Source organism: Andreprevotia chitinilytica DSM 18519, assembly GCF_000711875.1.
In the GTDB taxonomy this organism is placed as follows: domain Bacteria; phylum Pseudomonadota; class Gammaproteobacteria; order Burkholderiales; family Chitinibacteraceae; genus Andreprevotia; species Andreprevotia chitinilytica.
In genome coordinates, this window is the sequence record NZ_JONM01000002.1 from 99,626 (window position 1) to 117,725 (window position 18,100).

18 protein-coding genes are annotated in these 18,100 nt (G+C 61.5%); 10 read left to right on the top strand and 8 right to left on the bottom strand.

Going from position 1 to position 18,100, the window contains the following annotated elements; all coding sequences use genetic code 11:
• Positions 1-38 precede the first annotated feature (38 nt).
• Positions 39-1,655 (top strand): methyl-accepting chemotaxis protein, encoded by a 1,617-nt coding sequence (locus BR41_RS03205; protein ID WP_035052808.1) that lies wholly within the window; start codon positions 39-41, stop codon positions 1,653-1,655.
• Between the two features lie 55 nt (positions 1,656-1,710).
• Here the strand turns inward: BR41_RS03205 and BR41_RS03210 are convergent, their stop codons facing one another.
• From BR41_RS03210 to BR41_RS03225, 4 genes are all read right to left on the bottom strand, one after another.
• Positions 1,711-2,025, bottom strand: a complete 315-nt coding sequence (locus BR41_RS03210; protein ID WP_051709962.1) for a type II toxin-antitoxin system RelE/ParE family toxin — start codon at positions 2,023-2,025, stop codon at positions 1,711-1,713.
• Complete coding sequence (locus BR41_RS03215; protein WP_035052810.1) at positions 2,025-2,498, bottom strand: hypothetical protein; 474 nt, start codon at positions 2,496-2,498, stop codon at positions 2,025-2,027. Before BR41_RS03215 ends, BR41_RS03210 begins: the two co-directional genes overlap by 1 nt.
• Positions 2,499-2,665: 167 nt before the next feature.
• On the bottom strand, positions 2,666-4,933 hold the full coding sequence (locus BR41_RS03220; protein ID WP_035052812.1) for a beta-glucosidase family protein: 2,268 nt from the start codon (positions 4,931-4,933) through the stop codon (positions 2,666-2,668).
• A gap of 383 nt (positions 4,934-5,316) precedes the next feature.
• The gene (locus BR41_RS03225) at positions 5,317-6,243 is read right to left on the bottom strand and encodes a LysR family transcriptional regulator (RefSeq protein ID WP_035052814.1); all 927 of its coding nucleotides are present in this window, start codon (positions 6,241-6,243) and stop codon (positions 5,317-5,319) included.
• Between the two features lie 136 nt (positions 6,244-6,379).
• Between BR41_RS03225 and BR41_RS03230 the strand changes: the two genes are divergently transcribed.
• Positions 6,380-6,661, top strand: coding sequence for a hypothetical protein (locus tag BR41_RS03230; protein WP_035052816.1), 282 nt, complete (start codon positions 6,380-6,382; stop codon positions 6,659-6,661).
• A gap of 108 nt (positions 6,662-6,769) precedes the next feature.
• Here BR41_RS03230 and BR41_RS03235 read toward each other — a convergent pair whose 3' ends face one another.
• Positions 6,770-7,615, bottom strand: coding sequence for a 23S rRNA (adenine(2030)-N(6))-methyltransferase RlmJ (locus BR41_RS03235; RefSeq protein WP_035052819.1), 846 nt, complete (start codon positions 7,613-7,615; stop codon positions 6,770-6,772).
• Between the two features lie 384 nt (positions 7,616-7,999).
• On the opposite strand from BR41_RS03235, the gene BR41_RS25370 reads away from it, so the two are divergent.
• Entirely contained in the window at positions 8,000-10,045 is a 2,046-nt protein-coding gene (locus BR41_RS25370; RefSeq protein ID WP_035052821.1) for a carbohydrate-binding protein, read from the top strand.
• 72 nt (positions 10,046-10,117) lie between these two features.
• Here the strand turns inward: BR41_RS25370 and BR41_RS23935 are convergent, their stop codons facing one another.
• Positions 10,118-10,279 (bottom strand): hypothetical protein, encoded by a 162-nt coding sequence (locus tag BR41_RS23935; RefSeq protein ID WP_156970532.1) that lies wholly within the window; start codon positions 10,277-10,279, stop codon positions 10,118-10,120.
• A 74-nt stretch (positions 10,280-10,353) separates the two neighbouring features.
• Here BR41_RS23935 and BR41_RS03245 point away from each other — a divergent pair, with 74 nt between their 5' ends.
• Positions 10,354-11,316 (top strand): TauD/TfdA dioxygenase family protein, encoded by a 963-nt coding sequence (locus BR41_RS03245; RefSeq protein ID WP_051709966.1) that lies wholly within the window; start codon positions 10,354-10,356, stop codon positions 11,314-11,316.
• Positions 11,317-11,424: 108 nt separating this feature from the next.
• On the opposite strand, the gene BR41_RS03250 is transcribed toward BR41_RS03245, so the two are convergent.
• Positions 11,425-12,264: a substrate-binding periplasmic protein gene (locus BR41_RS03250; RefSeq protein WP_051710200.1), complete on the bottom strand. Its 840-nt coding sequence runs from the start codon at positions 12,262-12,264 to the stop codon at positions 11,425-11,427.
• 296 nt (positions 12,265-12,560) lie between these two features.
• On the opposite strand from BR41_RS03250, the gene BR41_RS03255 reads away from it, so the two are divergent.
• From BR41_RS03255 to BR41_RS23940, 3 genes are all read left to right on the top strand, one after another.
• Positions 12,561-13,391 carry a flagellin N-terminal helical domain-containing protein gene (locus tag BR41_RS03255; protein WP_035052824.1) on the top strand — a complete coding sequence of 277 codons (831 nt, stop codon included), beginning with the start codon at positions 12,561-12,563 and terminating at the stop codon, positions 13,389-13,391.
• 86 nt (positions 13,392-13,477) lie between these two features.
• Positions 13,478-13,912 (top strand): Hsp20/alpha crystallin family protein, encoded by a 435-nt coding sequence (locus BR41_RS03260; protein ID WP_035052826.1) that lies wholly within the window; start codon positions 13,478-13,480, stop codon positions 13,910-13,912.
• A 30-nt stretch (positions 13,913-13,942) separates the two neighbouring features.
• A complete protein-coding gene (locus BR41_RS23940) occupies positions 13,943-14,161 on the top strand; it encodes a hypothetical protein (RefSeq protein WP_156970534.1) in 219 nt (72 codons plus the stop codon).
• Positions 14,162-14,255: 94 nt separating this feature from the next.
• On the opposite strand, the gene BR41_RS03265 is transcribed toward BR41_RS23940, so the two are convergent.
• Positions 14,256-15,164 (bottom strand): recombination-associated protein RdgC, encoded by a 909-nt coding sequence (locus tag BR41_RS03265; protein ID WP_035052829.1) that lies wholly within the window; start codon positions 15,162-15,164, stop codon positions 14,256-14,258.
• 168 nt (positions 15,165-15,332) lie between these two features.
• Between BR41_RS03265 and BR41_RS22645 the strand changes: the two genes are divergently transcribed.
• Genes BR41_RS22645 through BR41_RS03280 form a run of 3 tightly spaced genes read left to right on the top strand, consistent with a single transcriptional unit; the run spans position 15,333 to position 18,015 of the window.
• The gene (locus BR41_RS22645; protein WP_051709969.1) at positions 15,333-16,355 is read left to right on the top strand and encodes a DUF2157 domain-containing protein; all 1,023 of its coding nucleotides are present in this window, start codon (positions 15,333-15,335) and stop codon (positions 16,353-16,355) included.
• Positions 16,352-17,461, top strand: coding sequence for a DUF4401 domain-containing protein (locus tag BR41_RS03275; RefSeq protein WP_035052832.1), 1,110 nt, complete (start codon positions 16,352-16,354; stop codon positions 17,459-17,461). The genes BR41_RS22645 and BR41_RS03275 overlap by 4 nt, the downstream gene beginning before the upstream one ends.
• Positions 17,458-18,015: a GDYXXLXY domain-containing protein gene (locus tag BR41_RS03280; RefSeq protein WP_035052834.1), complete on the top strand. Its 558-nt coding sequence runs from the start codon at positions 17,458-17,460 to the stop codon at positions 18,013-18,015. The genes BR41_RS03275 and BR41_RS03280 overlap by 4 nt, the downstream gene beginning before the upstream one ends.
• Positions 18,016-18,100: the final 85 nt, after the last annotated feature.

Consider the following 18,100-nt stretch of genomic DNA (forward strand, 5'->3'; position numbering starts at 1 on the left):
GTATGCAAGCAGGTGTCACGTCGAGAGGAAATGAGGTCATGACAATTGCTAAACGATTGGTACTGCTCCTGTCCGTGGCCGTACTGGGGTTGTTGCTGGTGGCCGGCCTAGGCATTTATCAGATGGGTAAGGTCTATACGGCGGCCAATTTCAGCACCGTGAACACCGTGCCGAGCCTCAAGGATCTGGATTCCGCCAGGGGGGCCTTTGGCGACGTCAGCACGCAACTTTATCGAATGGCCGGCATGGTTGATCCGGTCAAGCGGGCCAAGGTAGAAGAATTGATCCTTGCCGGCCGGGCCAAGCTGGAAGAAGCATTGAAAACCTATGAGAAGAATGACCTCGCCAACGACAAGGACCGCGCCCTGCTGGCCGCAGACTGGGCGGCCTTGCACGAACACGATCAGCCACGCGAGAAAGCAATGGCCTTGCTGCGGGACAACCATGTGGAGGAAGCGCGGGAACAGTTGGTGGGGCCGGGTTCTGCGGCCGCCGGCAAGTTGAAGGAGGCGCTGACGGCGCACATCCAGTACAACATCGACCTCGGCAACCAGGGTGATCAGGATGCCCAAGCCACCCGCAAGAACGCGGTCATGCTGGCGGTCAGCATCTCGCTGGCGACGTTGCTGGTGGTCATCACGCTGGGCGTGCTCACCTACCGCAAGATCAGCGGCGGCCTGCGCAATGCCCAGGAAACCATCGCCGGTGTCGAATCCACGCTGGACTTCACCCGCCGCGCTACCGTCTCCGGCAACGACGAAATCGCCCAGACCTTGCAGGCGTTCAACCAGCTGATCGGCACCATACAGTCCAACCTGCGCTCGTTGCGCGAGGGGGCGCTGGATGTCGCCCAGACCTCCTCCGAGTTGCTGGGCGCTTCGCAACAAGTGGCGCGTAGCTCCACTGCCCAGAGCGAGTCGTCGTCCCACATGGCGGCTTCGGTGGAGCAGATCACCGTCAGCATCAACCACGTGGCAGAACGCGCCGGGGAAGCCAGTCAGCTGTCCGGCTCGGTCGGGCAAAAAGCCGAAAACGGCCAGCAGGTGATCGGCCAGACCAGCAGCGACATCCACGCCATTGCCGCAGCGGTGGAAACCGTCGCCAGCGAGATCGGCCAGCTCGATATCAAGAGCAAAGAGATAGCGTCAGTGGTGCACGTGATCAAGGACGTCGCCGATCAAACCAACCTGCTCGCCCTCAACGCTGCCATCGAAGCCGCTCGTGCCGGCGAAACCGGCCGGGGCTTCGCGGTGGTGGCGGATGAAGTGCGCAAGCTGGCTGAACGGACGGCCTCGGCCACGGTGGAAATCGGCACCATCATTGGGGCGATTCAAGCCGTCTCCGGCAATGCCGTGCGGCGGATGGCCGATGCGGTGGCGCAGGTCGAGCAGGGGGTGACGGGCGCGAGCACTGCCCAACAGTCGATGACGGATATTCATGCGGCATCCGGCCAGAGCGTACAAGTCGCCAACGAAATCTCCGTCGCGATTCGCGAGCAAGGCATGGCGACCACCACCATTGCGCAGCAGGTGGAGAAAGTGGCGCAGATGGCGGAAGCGAATAGCAGTGCCTCGACGCAGGCCGCGTCGCTGGCGGGACGGCTGGAGGAAATTTCGGACAACATGAAACGAATTGTGAGTACTTACAGCCTTTAAATCCGCAGATGCCAAACAAACGGCGGGTTTCCTTGCCGTTTGTTTTACTCATTCCTCAAGTCCGGTCATGGGGAATCTCTTTTTCCGTTGTCAGTGACGGCCATTGCTGCGCGCCGTGTAGTAAGCGCAGCAGTTCGATGCGGTCACCCTTGAGCCGGTAGACCAGGATAAAAGGGGTGCGGTTGATGACCAGCTCGCGCGTGCCTTGCTTCCGACCCGCCCGCCCCATTTCCGGGTGTTGCGCCAGCAAACCAATCTGATCGGCAATGCGGTCGCCCTGCTCGATAGCGGCTTTGGCGTTGTCATTGGCGATGTAATCCAGCTGCGCATCGCGGTCATTGATCGCCCGGCGCAGCCAGACCACCCGCATCAAACCGCGCCGCCTTCAGTGCGTTTGGCCAGCTTGGCGCGCTTGGCGGCCCAGCTCGCGTTCGCGTCCTCATTCGAGATCCATTCTGCGTTCGGATCGTCGGCCTCACGGATGCCCTGCTCGACTTGGGCGCGAAACCATTTATCGTGCGCGGCCGCTTCGTGGGCTTGGCGTAGCCGTTCAGAGGCGTCCTCGCGAGACTTGCCGATCAAGGCAACGGCGCTGTAATTGGTCGCGTCCAGCAACTCAAAGCGGGCGATGTGCAGCTCGTTTCTCAGGTATTCAACGCAACGATCCAGACTGCGCCACAGGCGCGGCTTGTCGGTACGCTGAGCGCCAAGCGGTGTTTCCTGCGTGCCGATTTTCAACATCACGGACCAGCCACCGGGCTGGCCGATGATCGACGCGCCACCGATCGCGGCGGCTTCAACCATGCATTTCGCCATGGCGGTGTCGATAGTGTGCGTGCCCATGCTGGTTACCTCGCGTAGATAATGAATTTTCATTAGGTAATGACATATTTTATCTAATGTTTATGCAATTAACACTAGATAAAGTATCCATTGTGTCACCTGACCCCAAAAAACAAACGGCAGGGTTCCCTGCCGTTTGTCCTTCTCAACCAATCATCCAACCCAGCTCAAAGCTTCCTGGCAATCACCTGCCCGGCAATCGTGCTGCCGCTGGACACCGCATTCGCATCGCGCGATGAGCCGCCTGCGTAGAAGGTGTAACTCCCGGCCGGTACTTTCCACTGATGCTTGTTGATGTTCCAGATCGCCAATTGCTGCGGCGGGACAGTCACCGAAACCTTGGTGCTCTGGCCCGCGGCGAGTTGCACCTTTTGCCAGCCGACCAGGCGCTTCGGCGGCTCGCCGATGCCGGATGGCAGTTGCGCGTAGACCTGCGCCACTTCCGCCCCGGCGCGGCTGCCGTTGTTGGTGAGGGTGAACGAGACGGTCACGTTGCCCGCTGCATCCGTCGCGCTGCTCATGCCGGAGTAGGCGAAGGTGGTGTACGACAGGCCGTGCCCGAACGGGAACAGCGGGGCGATCTGGTGTGCGTCGTACCAGCGGTAGCCCATCATCAGGCCCTCGTTGTAGACCACGTTGACGTCGGTCGGGGCGATGGTTTTTTGCGGTAGATCGCTATCCGCAACCGGGAAGCTCAAGGGCAGCTTGCCGGACGGGTTGACCGTGCCGAACAGCAGGTTGGCAATCGCCGGCCCGCCCTGAATGCCGGGATACCAGGATTCCAGTACCGCATGCACGTTGGCGAGCCACGGCATGGTCACGGCGGTGCCGGTTTCCAATACCACGACGGTGCGTTTGGCTTTGGCGGCCACGGCACTGATCAAGGCGTCTTGGTCGTAGGCCTGGTTGGATGGGTCGGTGGTGTGGTTCGGCAGGCTCAGGCTGGCGAGGTCCATGCCTTCGCTTTCCCATTGGGTGGCGAAGACGATGGTGACGTCCGCGGTGGCGGCGGCAGTCGCGGCGGCAGTGGCGTCGGTGCCATCCAGATAAGTCACGGTGGCATTCGGGGCTTTAGCCTGAATGGCGGCCAATGGCGACGACTTATACCAGGTGGCGCAGGCCGAGAAGATGCCTTCGACCAGGATTGAGGTATCCAGACAAGTGACCGGGTTGCCATCCTGCGCGGGTGATCCGCCCGAGCCGCCGCCCGCCAGCACGGCCACATCGGCATGGCCGCCGATGACCGCGATGGATTTGATGCTGGCTGCGTTCAGCGGTAGCGCCGTGGTGCTGGTGCCCGCCGGGGCAGCATTCTTGAGCAGCACCATGGATTGCTCGGCGACTTGCTGCGCCAGCGCATTGCCAGCGGTGCGGTCGATGGTGCCGCCGGCCTTGGGCGGCGAGGCCATGATGCCGAGCTTGTAGAGCGTGCGCAGTTTGCGCAGCACCATGTCGTCCAGCCGGCTTTGCGGCACCTGGCCGCTCTGGATCGCCGCTTTCAGCGATTGGTTGAAGTGACTTTTCAGGCCGCCGAAGCCCGGCACTGAATCATCGAGCGAGCCGGGTTGTTCTTCATCCAGCCCGGCAATCGCGGCAGGCACAGTATCGGTAACCGCCATGAACCAGTCCGACTGCACCACACCTTTGAAGCCCCACTCGTTCTTCAGCGTATCCGTCAGCAGATAGCTGTTCTGGCATGCCTTGACGCCGTTGACGAGGTTGTACGAGCACATGACGTTGCCCGGCGCGCCGTTCTTCACGCCGATTTCGAACGGTAGCAGCGACAGCTCCCGCAGCGTCCGCTCATCCACGATGGCGTTCGAGGTGAAGCGGTTGGTTTCCTGATCGTTGACGGCGAAGTGCTTGATGGTGGCGATGACGTTTTGTGCCTGCGTGCCGATGATCCGCTGCGTAATCATGTTGCCGGCCAGCAGCGGGTCTTCGCCCAGGTATTCAAACGTGCGGCCGTTGCGCGGCTCACGCGCCAGATTCACCCCGCCACCCAAGCCTTCGGTAAAGCCCAGCGTGCGCAGCTCCTTGCCGATCAGCGCGCCGTACTGGTTGGCGAGGCTGGTATCCCAGCTGGCCGCTAGCGCGAGCGGCGAGGGCAATGAGGTCGCGCCGGTCTTGTCGACATTCACGCCGCCGGATGAATCCGCGCTGATGATGTCCGGAATGCCCAGCCGCGGTATGCCGGCGACGAAGCCCGCGCCGCCGATGGGCGAAGACCCGAAGCCCGCGCCGTGCACGAGCTGTATTTTTTCATCGAGCGTCATCTGCGAGAGCAGGGCGGCGGCGTTCTGGTCTGCGACCGTATCGGCATCGACCACGGCGACGGTGGTCGTGGTCGGGGTGCTGTCTGAACTACCGCCACAGCCGGCCAGCCCGGCCGAAAGGAGCGCGGATGCGATCAGGGATAGGTGGGTGCGTTGCATGCATGACTCCTTGGTTCCACTGGTTCTTGTCGTTGCCGGCCGGTGGGCGGGGTGCTTGCGCGCCGACCGTTGCCGGGCCCCGTCTGGCCTGATGAAGCGATCGGCCGCGTTAGGACAATGGAATCTACAACGTCACAAAAATGTACTTTTGACGTAGGGGAGCAGGATTTGGCGAGGGGGTGCAGCGGGGGAAATTATTGGTGAGGGGTGAGGGGTGAGGTGGCGGCGTCCTGTGAACCTTGCAGGAGCGAGCTTGCTCGCGATAGCGATGTTTGAAATGTCGCCATCGCGAGCAAGCTCGCTCCTACAGGGGATGCTCATGTAGCCCGGACGGCTTGCCGGCCGGGGCCGCAATGCCACAATCCCCGGCCGGGGCACCCGCGTTATTGCGTTGAACCTGGCTCCAGTCCGCCAACAATGGCTGGCACGACTTTGCAAAGATGGTCGGCAAAGTCATGCAGGTGTGGCGCTTGCAGGCCTGTGCGCGACCAGCTCGCTGCAAACCCGAGCATCTCTGCCTGCCCCGACTTGCCGCAGACGGGAAACGCCGGGCTCCCGTCTGAAGGCAGCTTCGACTGCGGCAGTATCGCGGCGCCGATCCCCAGCTTTGCCCACTGCGCCAACACCTGATAACTCATGGCTTCGCCAGAGTATTCGTGGAGCGTGCGGCGCTCGCTGCGAAACAGCGCGCGGGTGGCACGGGCAAGCCCGCAGGCATCGGGGACCATGACAAAGGTCTCGTCCGCGATGTCTTTGAGTTGCACTGTCTGTGCGCGTGGCCGGTTCGGCCAGATCGCCCCGCGTGGAATGAAGAGCAATGGTTCTTCGTACAGATGGGTGGAAATCCACGACCCTTTGTGGACGTCCGCGACGCCAAATACAAAATCAAGAAGACCTTCGTCGAGCATCCGGTAGAGGTCGGTCATGTTCATTTCGCGCAGCACCACGTCAACACCGGGGTTTTGTTGGCGGAATGGCTCAAGCATCAGCCCGAGCAAGTTCGCGTTGATCAGCGGGGATGTGCCGATGCGGATCAAGCGCTTGTGCGGCTTCAGGAACGTTTGGGTCTGGAGCAGCAAGGTGGCCTGCGCGCTGAGTACCGCCGCGATATAAGGAAGGATGTGGGCGCCGAAAGGCGTCAACCCGACCTTGCGCGTCGTTCGCACAAACAAGCGTTGGCCTAATTCGTCTTCAAGTTGGCCGATGCCGTTTGATAGCGTGGGCTGGGTCACGCAGCACTGCGCGGCGGCGGCCGTGAACGATCCGGTGGCCGCAACCGCATTGGCAAAACGTAGCTGGTTCAGATTCATTTCCGATTTATAACATCGGTGAATGAATCGCATGCGAAAAGACAATTTCCGGATAAGTCAGAAGGCGCATAACGTTCATGCACGCCAGCAACCTGCTGGCGCCAATCATGCAGCTCACCTTATCTGGAGAATCTCGATGGTCTATTTGCAAATCAGTTTGAATGTCGCGGCCAATGACCGTCCGGCAGCTGCTGCGGTCTATACCCGCTTCAAAGAGGCGTTCCTGGCGCAGACAAAAGGGGCCCGATCCAAAGACCTGTTGATCAGGGACGAAGACGTACAAGTGCTGCACGGTTTCGATTCGGTCGAAAACGCCAAGACCTACCTCGGCAGCGAGCTGTTCAATCGGGACGTCGTCACCGCCCTGAAGCCGCTGCTGCAGAGTGCGCCAGAGGTGCGTGTCTACGCGGTGGCCTGAGCATCGCGCCGCAAGCGTTGCCTGATCGAGTCGATGCTGTGTCCCCTCGCCCATTTGTGGGGGCGGGGACAAAAGCACTTTGGTTCTCCCGTCGTGCAGTGCTTTTGACTACGCCGCCTGCTGCTCCAGCACGAAACGCGCGCCGTCATCCACACCCAGATGCTTCACCAGATAGGGCAGCACACCTTGCAGCGTGTCGTGCAAGGTATACGGCGGGTTGAGGATGAACATGCCGCTGCCGTGCATGCCGAAGCCCTCGCGGGATGGCGTCTGCACGTGCAATTCCACCCGCAGCCAGCTCTTGGCCGGCAGATGCTTCAATTGCTCCGGCAGCTCGTTGCTTTCGTGCCGTTGCAGACAGGGATACCACACGGCGTAGGTGCCGGGGGCGAAGCGGCGCAGGCTGTCTTCCAGCGCATCGATCACGCGGCGGTAATCGCGTTTGTCTTCAAAGGGCGGGTCGATCAGGGTCAGCGCGCGGCGGGGGGCGGGGGGCAGTACGGACTTGAGCCCAGCGAAGCCATCGCCCACCTGCACCACGACCTGTTTGCGGAAGTCTTCCACGTTATCCAGCAGCAATTCGCTGTCGCTCGGGTGCAGCTCGAACAGGCGCAAACGGTCGTCCGCCCGCATACAGAGCTGGGCCACGAGCGGCGAGCCGGGGTAGTGGCGCAACTGGCCGTCGACATTGAACGAGCGCACAACATCCATGTAGCGGTTCAGCACCGGTGGTAGATCGCTACGCCGCCACAGGCGGGCGATGCCGGTCTCGAACTCGGCGTTCTTGGTGGCATAGCCCTCGGTCAGGCTGTAGGCGCCCGCGCCGGCGTGGCTATCGATATACCAATACGGTTTGTCTTTCAGGTTGAGGTAGGACAGCAGCTCGACCAGCAGGAAGTGCTTGAGCACATCGGCGTGGTTGCCGGCGTGAAAGGCGTGGCGGTAACTGAGCATGGCAAACCCCGGAATGGCGACGGAATGGAGAAGGCCAGCGCTATACGCTGGCCTTGAAATGGATACGTTGGATTTTATCAGGCTTTGAATCGGCGTTAATGCAACAGCACACCGCGTCTGGCAGACGGATTCTCCGCGGGCCAACCCAGGCTGTGGCAACATTCAGCGCGGTATGCCGGGACAATAATTCGAATCGAAACAAGCCATTACGTTGAATGTAATTGTTTGGTGATAAACCGGCCGCTGCAGTTCTCAAACACCGTCAAGCAGGCGCGACGGGTCCTTGCGGACACAAAATAAAAAATCATTCAAACCGAGAAGGCGATGCACGGGCGCAGATTGGCGTGCCACGTGGAATCGATCAATGAATTGAGGGAGCAAGCAATGCGCAAGAAGAAGATGTCTGAATGGGTGCGTCTGGCGTTTCTGACCGGCGTCATCACCTGTAACGCCACCGCCATGCCGGCCGTGCCGGGCTGGTCCGGCAGCAAGATTTCCATGGGGGGCGTGATCAACGGCGGCAGCGAAGCCACCACGCTGCAACAGCGCCCGGTCGATGCCGTGTTTACCTATGCCGGGCTGGATGGCGCTGGCGATCGTCACACCCTCATCCTGCGCGACAGCAAGATCGACCAGATCATGCAAGAAGTGCGCGCTATCGAAACCAATATGAACGCCAACCTGATGCTGACGGTGGTGTTCTATTCGGTGGATGGCAGCGATGGCGACGACGCGTTGAAGATGGATCTGACCAACGATGCCGGCACCACCTACCTGAAAACCCACTACATCAACCTGATCAGCCTGTTGAAGCAACTGGAAGGCTACAAGGATGCCAAGCACCCGGTACCGGCCACCCTGCTGCTCAATCCCGATTTCCTGGGCGAGTTGCACAAGCAGTGCCAGCAATACTACTGCCCGGTGCCGCTGACCTTGCCCGTGCCGGTCGGTGATGGCCTCAGCCAGGCCTTCGCGCAACTCGGTCTTGATCCCGCCATCATTCCGGCTGATCTGAAAGCCACTGGCACCGGCATTCCGGACTATGTGCGCTCGATCAACTGGCTGGTGCGCCAATACGCCCCGAGCGTGCCGTTCGGCTGGCAAGACAACGTCTGGGCGGGCGATACGACCGGCCACGGCTGGATTCACGTCGCCGCCAACAAGGACGCGACCCAGGTCGCAACACACGTGCAGTCTGAGGCGGCCTTCCTGAAGGCGATGAACGTCTACGGCAACAGCAATACCGCGCTCAACCCGGATTTCATCGCTTTCGATAAATGGGAGCGCGATGTCTTCGATGCCGGCATGGCCGGCGCGGGCGTCAACAATGGTTACCTCTACAACGCCGCCGATCTGGGCGTGTATGTGAATTACGTGAAGGGCATCTCCAACGCCTTCGGCAATATCCCGGTGATGCTGTGGCAGATTCCGGGCGGCCATTTGCAGGTGACGGGCGATATCGATACGCGCGGCAACCACGGTTCGACCGAGCCGGATTACTTCCTCGGCAACTCGACCGACGATATCTATCTGTCGTCGCTGCAGGGGTATATCGGCAATACCGCCATGCCGACCAGCAACATCTATCAATCCACCGCCACTACGGTGAAGAGCTACCTGCAATGCCCGGCCACGCAGCCGCAGTGCTGGCAGTCCGGCCATATGGCCGATCTGAAAGCTGCCAACGTGTTCTCGGTGCTGTGGGGCGGCGGTTCGACCACTTCGGTCGCCGGTCTGTCGTCGGCGCTGGATGACAATGGCTGGCTGTTTGGCCGCATCAAGGCGCTCGGCCTGAACAACGGCAACGGCAGCAGTGCACCGCTACCGACGCCGGCCCCCGCACCGACACCAAGCCCAAGCAGCTGCCAAGCCTGGAGTGCCACCGCCACCTACAACGCCGGCAATTGCGCCACCGAAAACGGCATCACCTACACCGCGCAGTGGTGGACCAAGGGCGACGATCCGGCTACCAACTCCGGTGCCGCGGGCAGCGGTAAGGTCTGGCTGATTGGCGGTAGCACTTCGGCAACGCCAACTCCTGCACCGACCCCGGCTCCAACGGCCACGCCGGTACCGACTCCGAAGCCAACGGCTACGCCGACGCCAGCACCAACCACGACGCCGACGCCCAAGCCGACCGCGACACCCACCCCAGCGCCGACACCGGTTCCGACACCGGTTCCGACACCGAAACCGACCGCCACGCCAACGCCGGCCCCGGTAGCAACGCCAACCCCGACCCCCGCGCCGACCGCAACGCCAGCTGGCAGCTGCTACGCCGCGTGGGATGCCGCCGCGCCCTATGCGACGGCCGGGCTGAACGTCTCGTACAGCGGGCATAACTACCAGTCCAAGTGGTGGACCAAGGGCGATATCCCGAGCCAGTCCGGCTTGTACGGGCCGTGGAAGGATCTTGGGGTGTGCAAGTGATGGGGCGCTTAGTCTAGCGGCTCTGTTCTGTTCCCCCCTTCCGCGAAGGGGGGAACAACTACGCGGCCCTCTTCATTGCGCAAATGATTGCCGACCGATCTGCGAATGGCGTTTAGGGCAAAGCACCTGCGCTGCATTCTCAACACCCTGCTGCCCACCCAGCACAAAAACCACCAGCCATCGCCACGCCAAACCCCATTTATCGCCAATAGTGCTTAAAAACTGCTTTGGCATGCGACTTGCTTCTATGTGATTGCGCGCCGGTATCAGCCGGCTCCGACTCATCGAACCCCGCAAGGAGCAACAGCATGACTGCAAACATCCTGAGCAATCTGCCCGAAGGCATCTCGATTCATCCGGTGGCCGGCCGCATCGGTGCGGAAATCCGTGGTATTCCACTGGCGGCTGATCTGCCGGAATCGGTGCGTGCGGTGATCCGAGCCGCCTGGCTCAAATACAAAGTGGTGTTCTTCCGCGGCCAGACCCATCTGGACGATGCCACGCAAGAAACCCTGGTGACGCTGTTCGGCGAAAAAGCCGTGCCGCATCCGACCGCGCACCTCAAGGAAGGCAGCCAATACGTGCTGGAGCTGGATTCGCAGTACGGTGGCCGCGCCAACAGCTGGCATACCGACGTGACCTTCGTCGATGCCTATCCGCAAGCCTCGATCCTGCGAGCGGTAACGATTCCGGAAGCCGGCGGCGATACCGTCTGGGCCAATACCAGCGCGGCTTATAACGACCTCTCGCCGGAGCTGCGCGAGCTGGCCGACAAGCTTTGGGCAGTGCATTCCAACGAATACGACTACGCTTCGCGCAAGCCGGAAGCCTCGCAAGAAGCCCTCAAGCGTTACCACGAAGTGTTCACCTCCACGGTGTACGAAACCGAGCATCCGGTGGTGCACGTGCACCCGGAAACCGGCGAGCGCAACTTGCTGCTGGGGCATTTCGTCAAGCGCATCGTGGGCTTGCCCACCGGCGATGGTCAGCATCTGTTCAACCTGCTGCAGAACCATGTGACCCGGCTGGAAAACACAGTGCGCTGGCGCTGGCAGCCGGGCGATGTGGCGGTGTGGGATAACCGTGCGACCCAGCATTACGCCGTGGACGATTATGGCGACGCGCATCGCGTGGTGCGCCGTGTGACGGTCGATGGCACCGTACCGGTCGCCGTCGATGGTCGTCGTAGCCAGACGCGCAGCAAGGTGGTACGCAACCCGAGTGCGGCGAATGAGAATTCGGCGCGGACGGCGGAAACAGTGGCCGCTTAAGGGGATTTGTAGGATGGGTTGAGCCATCGGCGATACCCATGCCGTGCACCCGTAGCCGTAGTGCGATGGGTATCGCCGATGGCTCAACCCATCCTACAAACTGGCCTCTCAGATCCCGCTCCGCTCTGCCGTCGACTGCACCGGATACTGTCGCAGCAGACCAAGGCTCTCATCCAGAATCTGCCGGGTCTTGCCGGAGCGGACCAGCTCTGCCAGCGCGGCGTCGAACTCCGGCAGGCGGTTGAGGCACGGGCTGGCCTTGGACCAGCCAGGGTAGTTGTCGGTCGCGGTCACGAAGGGTTGCAGCGCGACGAAGTTGTTTTCCTGATGCGTTTCGATCAGGTAAGACAAGCCGGGGTAATAGCCGGTGACGAAATAATCGATCCGCTTGAGTGCCAGCTTGGCAAAACTCATCTCGATCTTGGGGGCGGGCTCGACCATGAGCTGGCTGGTGAGGAATTCATCGAAGCCGCCACCGAACTTGTTGCCGAGCGTAATGCCGCCGTGCAAGCCGATCAGGTCGCGCCAGTTCTTGTAGGCCAGTTTTTGATCCCGATGGATGAATACGGCAATCGGGTTGACGAAGATCGGTGTCTTCGGAAAGGCCAGGAACGCATTGCGTTCGGGGGTGTTCTTGAGTTCCGAAACGATGTCGACCGCACCGGATTTGGCCGCACTCAACACACGCAGAAACGGACCCTGGTAGCGGATTTCATACGGCAGATGAATGCGATCCAGCGCGGCGGTTACAATGTTGAGACTGGCGCCGTGCAGCCCTTTGCCATCGAACCAGGACAGTGGCGGGTATTCCGGATCGCCGGAAATCACCACCCGCTTGCAGCTCGCCTCCCCTTGCGGCAGGGCAGCGGCCAGCCCGCTACAGGCCACGAACATCACGGTTGGCAGATAGTCGCAAAAGCGCTTGCAAAGTCGATGTCTTAGAAGCATGTCGTTGATGCTTTTACGTGAAGAGGGATACGCCGAATGCATCTGGCTTGCGTTGCATCCGCGCGTTGCCGACAGCGAATCATGCTTGGTCCAATCAATATATGCAGCAAAGCGGCATGGTGAGTTCAGCTGCGACGAACGACGTTCGTCGGCAAGTGTGACGGCGATCATGACAGCGTACTACCGCTTGGCGGCAGAATGAACACATGCGCCAAACTTGGTTTGGGCGTTGAGGTCGAAGTCTTCAGACCCGCTTGTGATGTCTATCCCGATATTTACCTGTGCAGGTGCCCGCCATGTCGCTCTCGATCAATACCAATACGCCATCGCTCTTTGGTCAGAATCAACTGAACAAAACACAGAAAGATCGCGAGACGACGCTGGCGCAACTCTCCAGCGGGAATCGGCTGACGAGCGCAGCGGTAGACGCAGCCGGCGTGGCGATTGCCGCCGCGCTGTCGTCCCAGATCACGGGCAGCGATCAAGGTATCCGCAATCTCAATGACGGGGTGTCGCTCGCCCAGACGGCGGATGGCGCGCTGAACCAGATTCAATCCAACACGCAGGACATCCGCACGCTGGCGGTGGCTGCCGGCAACGGCACGCTGAACGCCAGCGACCGCGCTGCCATTCAGGCACAGGCCGATGCGTTGTCGCAGTCGAACCAGGACATCGTGAAAAACGCGCAGTTCAACGGCCAGCCCTTGCTGCAGGGCGGTGCAGCGCAGACCTTCCAGGCCGGGCCGAACGCGAACGAGACGATCTCGGTTGGGCCGAGCAATCTGCAAGCCTCACCAGCCAATGGCGGCTTGTATTCGACCAGCTCGGTCGACTTGTCATCGCCCGCCGCCGCATCGACCAGTCTGGGCAATCTCGATACCGATCTGACCACGGTCACGGGTTTGCGCGGCACCTATGGCGCGACGATTTCGCGTTTCAGCGCAGCGGCGTCGAATCTGGCGACGAGTTCGACCAATCTTTCCGCCGCCCGCAGCCGGATTGCAGATACCGATTACGCGGCGGCGACGTCGCAGAATATCTTGCAGCAGATCAGGAGCCAGGCTGGCTTGGCATCGTTGACTCAGGCGAATTCGAACCCGCAGCTGGCGCTGTCGCTGTTGAAGTAAATGAATGGGGAAGGGGTGAGCAAAAAAGGCGTCAGGTGTCGGCCGGTACGACCGGCAATTCATAGACCCGACGACGGAGGTGTGCCATGACCCGTCTTGCAACCAAAAACATCCAGAACTGGCTCGATGAGCCGTTCCGCAGCGCTGACGACTTGCTGCGCGGGTTTTTCCTGCGCCCGGTCGAGCTAGGCAGCACGCAGTTCAAGATCGACGTATCCGAGGATGACAAGAACTATGTCATCCACGCTGGTCTCCCCGGCGTGAAAAAAGAAGACATCGATGTCGAGATCGATGGCAGCAATATCTCGATCTCGGCGGAGATGCGTCGTTTCAAGGAAGAGCGTGAAGGTGATCGCGTCCTGCTCCGCGAACGCCAATACGGCCGGATTTCGCGCACGTTCCAGTTGGCGAACGATGTCGACGATGCGAGCGCGAAAGCGAAGTTCGAAGATGGCGTGCTTGAACTGGAACTGCCGAAACGCGTGACCGCTACGCCGATTCACCGGCTGACGATCAAGTAGCGATCCAGTCGACGCTAGCGGATTTTCCGCATGAAAAAAGCCCGGTTTGGCGGTGAAATACCGCCCACCGGGCTTTTTCTGTGCTTCGCCAACTCACAAAATGCCGCGAATCCTGTAGGAGCGAGCTTGCTCGCGATGGCGACGGTGAATGACACGATGCAATCGCGAGCAAGCTCGCTCCTACAAGTGTTTGATGCCGCCGCTGTAGCCCGGACGGCTTGCCGGCCGGGGTTGCGTCGCATCAAGTGACGCCCTGTCGGGAGTCATTTCCGTGGAGTTCCCGGCCGGCGAAGCCGTCCGGGCTACGGAGTCAGGCAGCCATTTCGCAGCAATTGATGGATTTTCAGGCAGCCATCTCGCTGCCCAAGGCCTCAATCAACGCCGGCACAAACTGGCGTAATTCCCCAACCGTGAGCGCAAAGCTCGATTCGAACAGCCCTTGCTGATCGCCGGCATCGGCGTTCTTCAGCTCGTCCTGCAATACATCCAGCATCGTCAGCCGTTTGATTTCCAGCTTCTCGGTCAGCTGGAACGCCATCTTGTCTTGCCACGACAGCGCCAGCTTGGCGACGAGCTTGCCGGTTTCCAGATGCTGCTTCACTTCTGGCGTATCCAGCGTCTGGCGGGTCAGGCGTGCTACCGCGCCGCCATCGCCCGGCTCGCGCAGCTCGGCATCCTGGCCGAGATCGAAGTCGGTGGCTTCCGGGTTTTCCAGCCACAGTGTCATCGCGGTTTGCGGCGTGGTTTGGGTCTGGATCAGGCGGGTGGGCAGGCTGCCGATGGTTTCGCGCAGCAGCGACAGCAGTTGCTCTGCCTTGGCGGCGCTGGCGCTCTCAACCAGGATCAGGCCGGCTTTCAGGTCGATCAGTGCACGCTGGCTGCGGCTCTTGGTGAAGGCCTTGGGGATCAGCTCCTCGGTCACGCGCTCGCGGATGTCCTTGGCCTCTTTGCGGCCGACGCGGCGGTTTTCTTCAGCTTCGATCTTGCCGATGCGTTCTTCGGCTTCTTCCTTGATCACCGCGCCCGGCAGGATTTTTTCCTCGGTCTTGAGCGTGACCAGCACCATCTCATCGCGGGCCCAGGTCATCAGGTCCGGCGCGAAACGGGTGGGCGGCACCCAGCCTTGCGAGTTCAGATCGTGCGTGCCGCAGGGCATCCACGGCCGCTTGGCGAGTGCGTCGGCAATGGTTTTTTCGGTGAGGGTGTGATCGGGGGCGAGGCGGTAAAGCTGGAGATTGCGGAACCAGAGCATGGCGGCGGGGCTTTGTTGCGTTGTGGGCTGCGGATTTTACCGGCAGCAGGGTGGGTGGGGAAGGCGCTATTTTCAGTCGCCGGCGAGAACCGGCCACATTGACAAAAAATGACAGAAACATGTGACTTACCTTAAGGTGTGTCGGTTTCTTGTCAGATGGACCCCATCATGAACCCACGCAGTGTGCTTGATCATTGGCGCGATAGCGGCGAGCTGAACGACGCCGGCTACCGGCAAGCCTTGCTCGATCTGGGCTTGGCCCCCGATGCCGGCCGTTGGCGGATATTGGCTGAACGCTTGCTGCTGGTGGGCGGTGTGCTCTGCCTGCTGGCCGGCACGCTGATGTTGTTTGCCTCGAACTGGCTGGCATGGCCGCGGCTGGCTCGCGTCGGTGTGGCCGAGGCCGGTTGGTTGGCGCTGCTGGCGTGGGCTTACCTCGCCAAGCCGCAAGGGTTCGCCAAGCGCTGGGCGCTGTTTGCCGTCGGCACGATGTCCGGCATCTGGCTGGCGGTGATCGGGCAGGCGTACCAGACCGGGGCGGATGTCTGGCAGCTGTTTGCCGTCTGGGCCGCGCTGGCGCTGCCGTGGGCCTTGATCGCCCATTTCGTGCCGCTGTGGGGTTTGTGGATCGTGATTGTTTCGGTGGGCTTGCAGCTGTGGCTGCCCCATGCGCCGTGGCGCGCACCGATTTCGGCGTTCAGCCCGTTCGAGGATACCAATCTGCCCTTGATCGTTTTCTGGCTGGCCGCGCTGGCGGCGGTCGAGTGGAAGCGGGCGGCGCAAGCGCATTGGTCGGAGCGCATCTTGCCGCGCTTGTTGGGATTCGGCGTTGGCGTGCTGCTGACCATTCCGGCTTGCCTGATCGCAGCTGGCGAGCATGCGCGTGCCTACGGCGAGCGCACGCCGGGTTCCGATGCGCTGATCCTGTGCGTATGGCTGGCCAGCCTGGTCGCCGCGATCTGGTTTTCGCTGTGGCGGCGGGATCTGTTCCTGCTGGCGCTGCCGCTGTTTTCAGTCTGGGCTGCCGTGCTGTCCGGCATCCTGGGCCGGGGGAATAGTAGCGCTTTGCTGTTCCCGGTGGCGATTCTGGCGGTGGGCGGTTTGGGGGGGATTGGCTGGTTCGTGCATGACCGGCATCGGCAATGGCAAGCCCCGGCCGCAAAAGCCGCCGTTGTGGAGGTCGCACCATGAGCCCGATCACAAACATCCCCCGGAATTGGAACGCCGTGATTGGCAGTTTGCGGGAAAGCGGTGCGCTGGCCGCTGATGCCGTGCCGCCGGACGAGAGTCAGACCATGCCCGTGGCGGTGATGATCCTGCAGACCATTGCCGCCTGGATCGCTGCTGCCTTACTGATCGCGGCGATTGTCGTATCGGTGTTCTCCAGCCGGAGCGAGAACGCGTGGGTGGCGTGCGGCATGGTACTGATCGCCGGTGCAACGGCCGTCATGCGTTTGAACAGGCAATCGTTCTTCCTGCCGCAGATGGCGGTGCCGGTGGCGATTGCCGGTGCGGTGCTGATCGGCGTCGGGATCAAGCCGGAGGCATGGCAGATGCCGACCTTTGCGCTGGCGCTGATCCTGTTCTGCATCTCTGGTCACCAGCTGCTGCGCTTCATTGCGGCCGGCACCCTGCTGTGGGTGCTGTGGTATTGGCTCACGCCCTGGGTGGGGCGGCACTGGTGGCTCGATGGGGATGAGCCGGCACCGTGGTTGATCCAGCTGAGCGTGTTTCGCAATCTGCTGTTTTCGCTGGCGCTGTGGTGGCTGTGGACGCGACCGCAAAACCTGCTCGGCCGTCTTGGGCCTGCCGTTTTTCAACCGCTGCGCCACGCGCTGTTGTGGTTCTGGTTGGGCGTGCAACTGTGGCAGACATCCCGTTTGATGGGTGATTTTGGCGCGTCAATCTCGCATGCGGATTGGTTCGAGCCGACGGTGGGTTGGTTCGCCTACCGGCTGATCGATCTGCTGCCCTTGGTCGGGGCCGTGTTCGATACCTTGCGCCGCAACCCCGGTCTGGGTGCGCGGGTCTGGCCGCTGGTGGTGCTGTTGCCGGTGTGCGTGGTGTCGCCGGTGTTGGCGACCGCTGCGCTGGTGCTGTGGATCGGCTTGTCGGAAGGCCGTGGTTATCTGACCGGGCTGGGCATTGCCACCGCGCTCGCTGGCTTTGGCATGTTCTATTACAGCCTCACGTGGCCGCTGCTCTACAAGGGGCTGTTGTTGATGGGGAGTGGCGGCGTGTTGCTGCTGGTCTGGTGGGGGATGCATCACGAGATGCATCGGAGGGCTGCAGCATGAATTGGCGCAAACCCGCTTTTATCGTGGCCGCGCTGGTCACGCTGCTGTTGCTCAATGGCATTGTCTGGAGGCACGAATACACCCTCTCACACGGGCGGATGGTGTTGCTGCCACTGCGGCCGGTCGATCCGCGCTCCTTGATGCAGGGCGACTATATGGCGCTCGAATACCAACTGACGCAGCAGGTTTCGTCCGTGCTGTCGTTCTCCGGCATTCCGTCGGACACAACGGAGCCGCCACGCCCATTCATTCCCGGTGAGGGCGACACCCTGCACGCCATGCTCAAGCCCGATGCCAATGGTGTGGCGCAATTGGTGCGCTTCGGTAACGAGGCGCTACAGCCGCGCGCTGACGAAATCATGCTGCGGGTGAAGTGGGGCGAAGACGGTGCTCGCCTGCCTAGCCACAGCTATTTCTTTGCCGAAGGGGAAGGGGCGCGTTTTGCCAAGGCGCGCTTTGCGATCTTCCGCGTGGCGAGCGATGGCTCGGCGCTGTTGGCCGGGTTGGCGGATGAACAGCGGCAACCGATTCCGGATCGGGTTGCCGAGCATTGATTGGGTTCGCGCCGGTGCCTTTGCCCCCTCGCCCTCGCGTGCAAGTTTTAACCTTGCTCAGCTATTAGTGGGAGAGGGTTAGGGA

Bases quoted from the DNA above. Each gene is read 5' to 3' on its own strand.
- BR41_RS03210 (WP_051709962.1), bottom strand. From the start codon at position 2,025: ATGCGGGTGGTCTGGCTGCGCCGGGCGATCAATGACCGCGATGCGCAG.
- BR41_RS03280 (WP_035052834.1), top strand. From the start codon at position 17,458: ATGAATTGGCGCAAACCCGCTTTTATCGTGGCCGCGCTGGTCACGCTG.
- BR41_RS22645 (WP_051709969.1), top strand. From the start codon at position 15,333: ATGAACCCACGCAGTGTGCTTGATCATTGGCGCGATAGCGGCGAGCTG.
- BR41_RS03265 (WP_035052829.1), bottom strand. From the start codon at position 15,164: ATGCTCTGGTTCCGCAATCTCCAGCTTTACCGCCTCGCCCCCGATCAC.
- BR41_RS03275 (WP_035052832.1), top strand. From the start codon at position 16,352: ATGAGCCCGATCACAAACATCCCCCGGAATTGGAACGCCGTGATTGGC.
- BR41_RS03230 (WP_035052816.1), top strand. From the start codon at position 6,380: ATGGTCTATTTGCAAATCAGTTTGAATGTCGCGGCCAATGACCGTCCG.
- BR41_RS03215 (WP_035052810.1), bottom strand. From the start codon at position 2,498: ATGGGCACGCACACTATCGACACCGCCATGGCGAAATGCATGGTTGAA.
- BR41_RS03205 (WP_035052808.1), top strand. From the start codon at position 39: ATGACAATTGCTAAACGATTGGTACTGCTCCTGTCCGTGGCCGTACTG.
- BR41_RS23935 (WP_156970532.1), bottom strand. From the start codon at position 10,279: ATGCCAAAGCAGTTTTTAAGCACTATTGGCGATAAATGGGGTTTGGCG.
- BR41_RS03220 (WP_035052812.1), bottom strand. From the start codon at position 4,933: ATGCAACGCACCCACCTATCCCTGATCGCATCCGCGCTCCTTTCGGCC.
- BR41_RS03235 (WP_035052819.1), bottom strand. From the start codon at position 7,615: ATGCTCAGTTACCGCCACGCCTTTCACGCCGGCAACCACGCCGATGTG.
- BR41_RS03260 (WP_035052826.1), top strand. From the start codon at position 13,478: ATGACCCGTCTTGCAACCAAAAACATCCAGAACTGGCTCGATGAGCCG.
- BR41_RS25370 (WP_035052821.1), top strand. From the start codon at position 8,000: ATGCGCAAGAAGAAGATGTCTGAATGGGTGCGTCTGGCGTTTCTGACC.
- BR41_RS23940 (WP_156970534.1), top strand. From the start codon at position 13,943: ATGAAAAAAGCCCGGTTTGGCGGTGAAATACCGCCCACCGGGCTTTTT.
- BR41_RS03225 (WP_035052814.1), bottom strand. From the start codon at position 6,243: ATGAATCTGAACCAGCTACGTTTTGCCAATGCGGTTGCGGCCACCGGA.
- BR41_RS03245 (WP_051709966.1), top strand. From the start codon at position 10,354: ATGACTGCAAACATCCTGAGCAATCTGCCCGAAGGCATCTCGATTCAT.
- BR41_RS03255 (WP_035052824.1), top strand. From the start codon at position 12,561: ATGTCGCTCTCGATCAATACCAATACGCCATCGCTCTTTGGTCAGAAT.
- BR41_RS03250 (WP_051710200.1), bottom strand. From the start codon at position 12,264: ATGCTTCTAAGACATCGACTTTGCAAGCGCTTTTGCGACTATCTGCCA.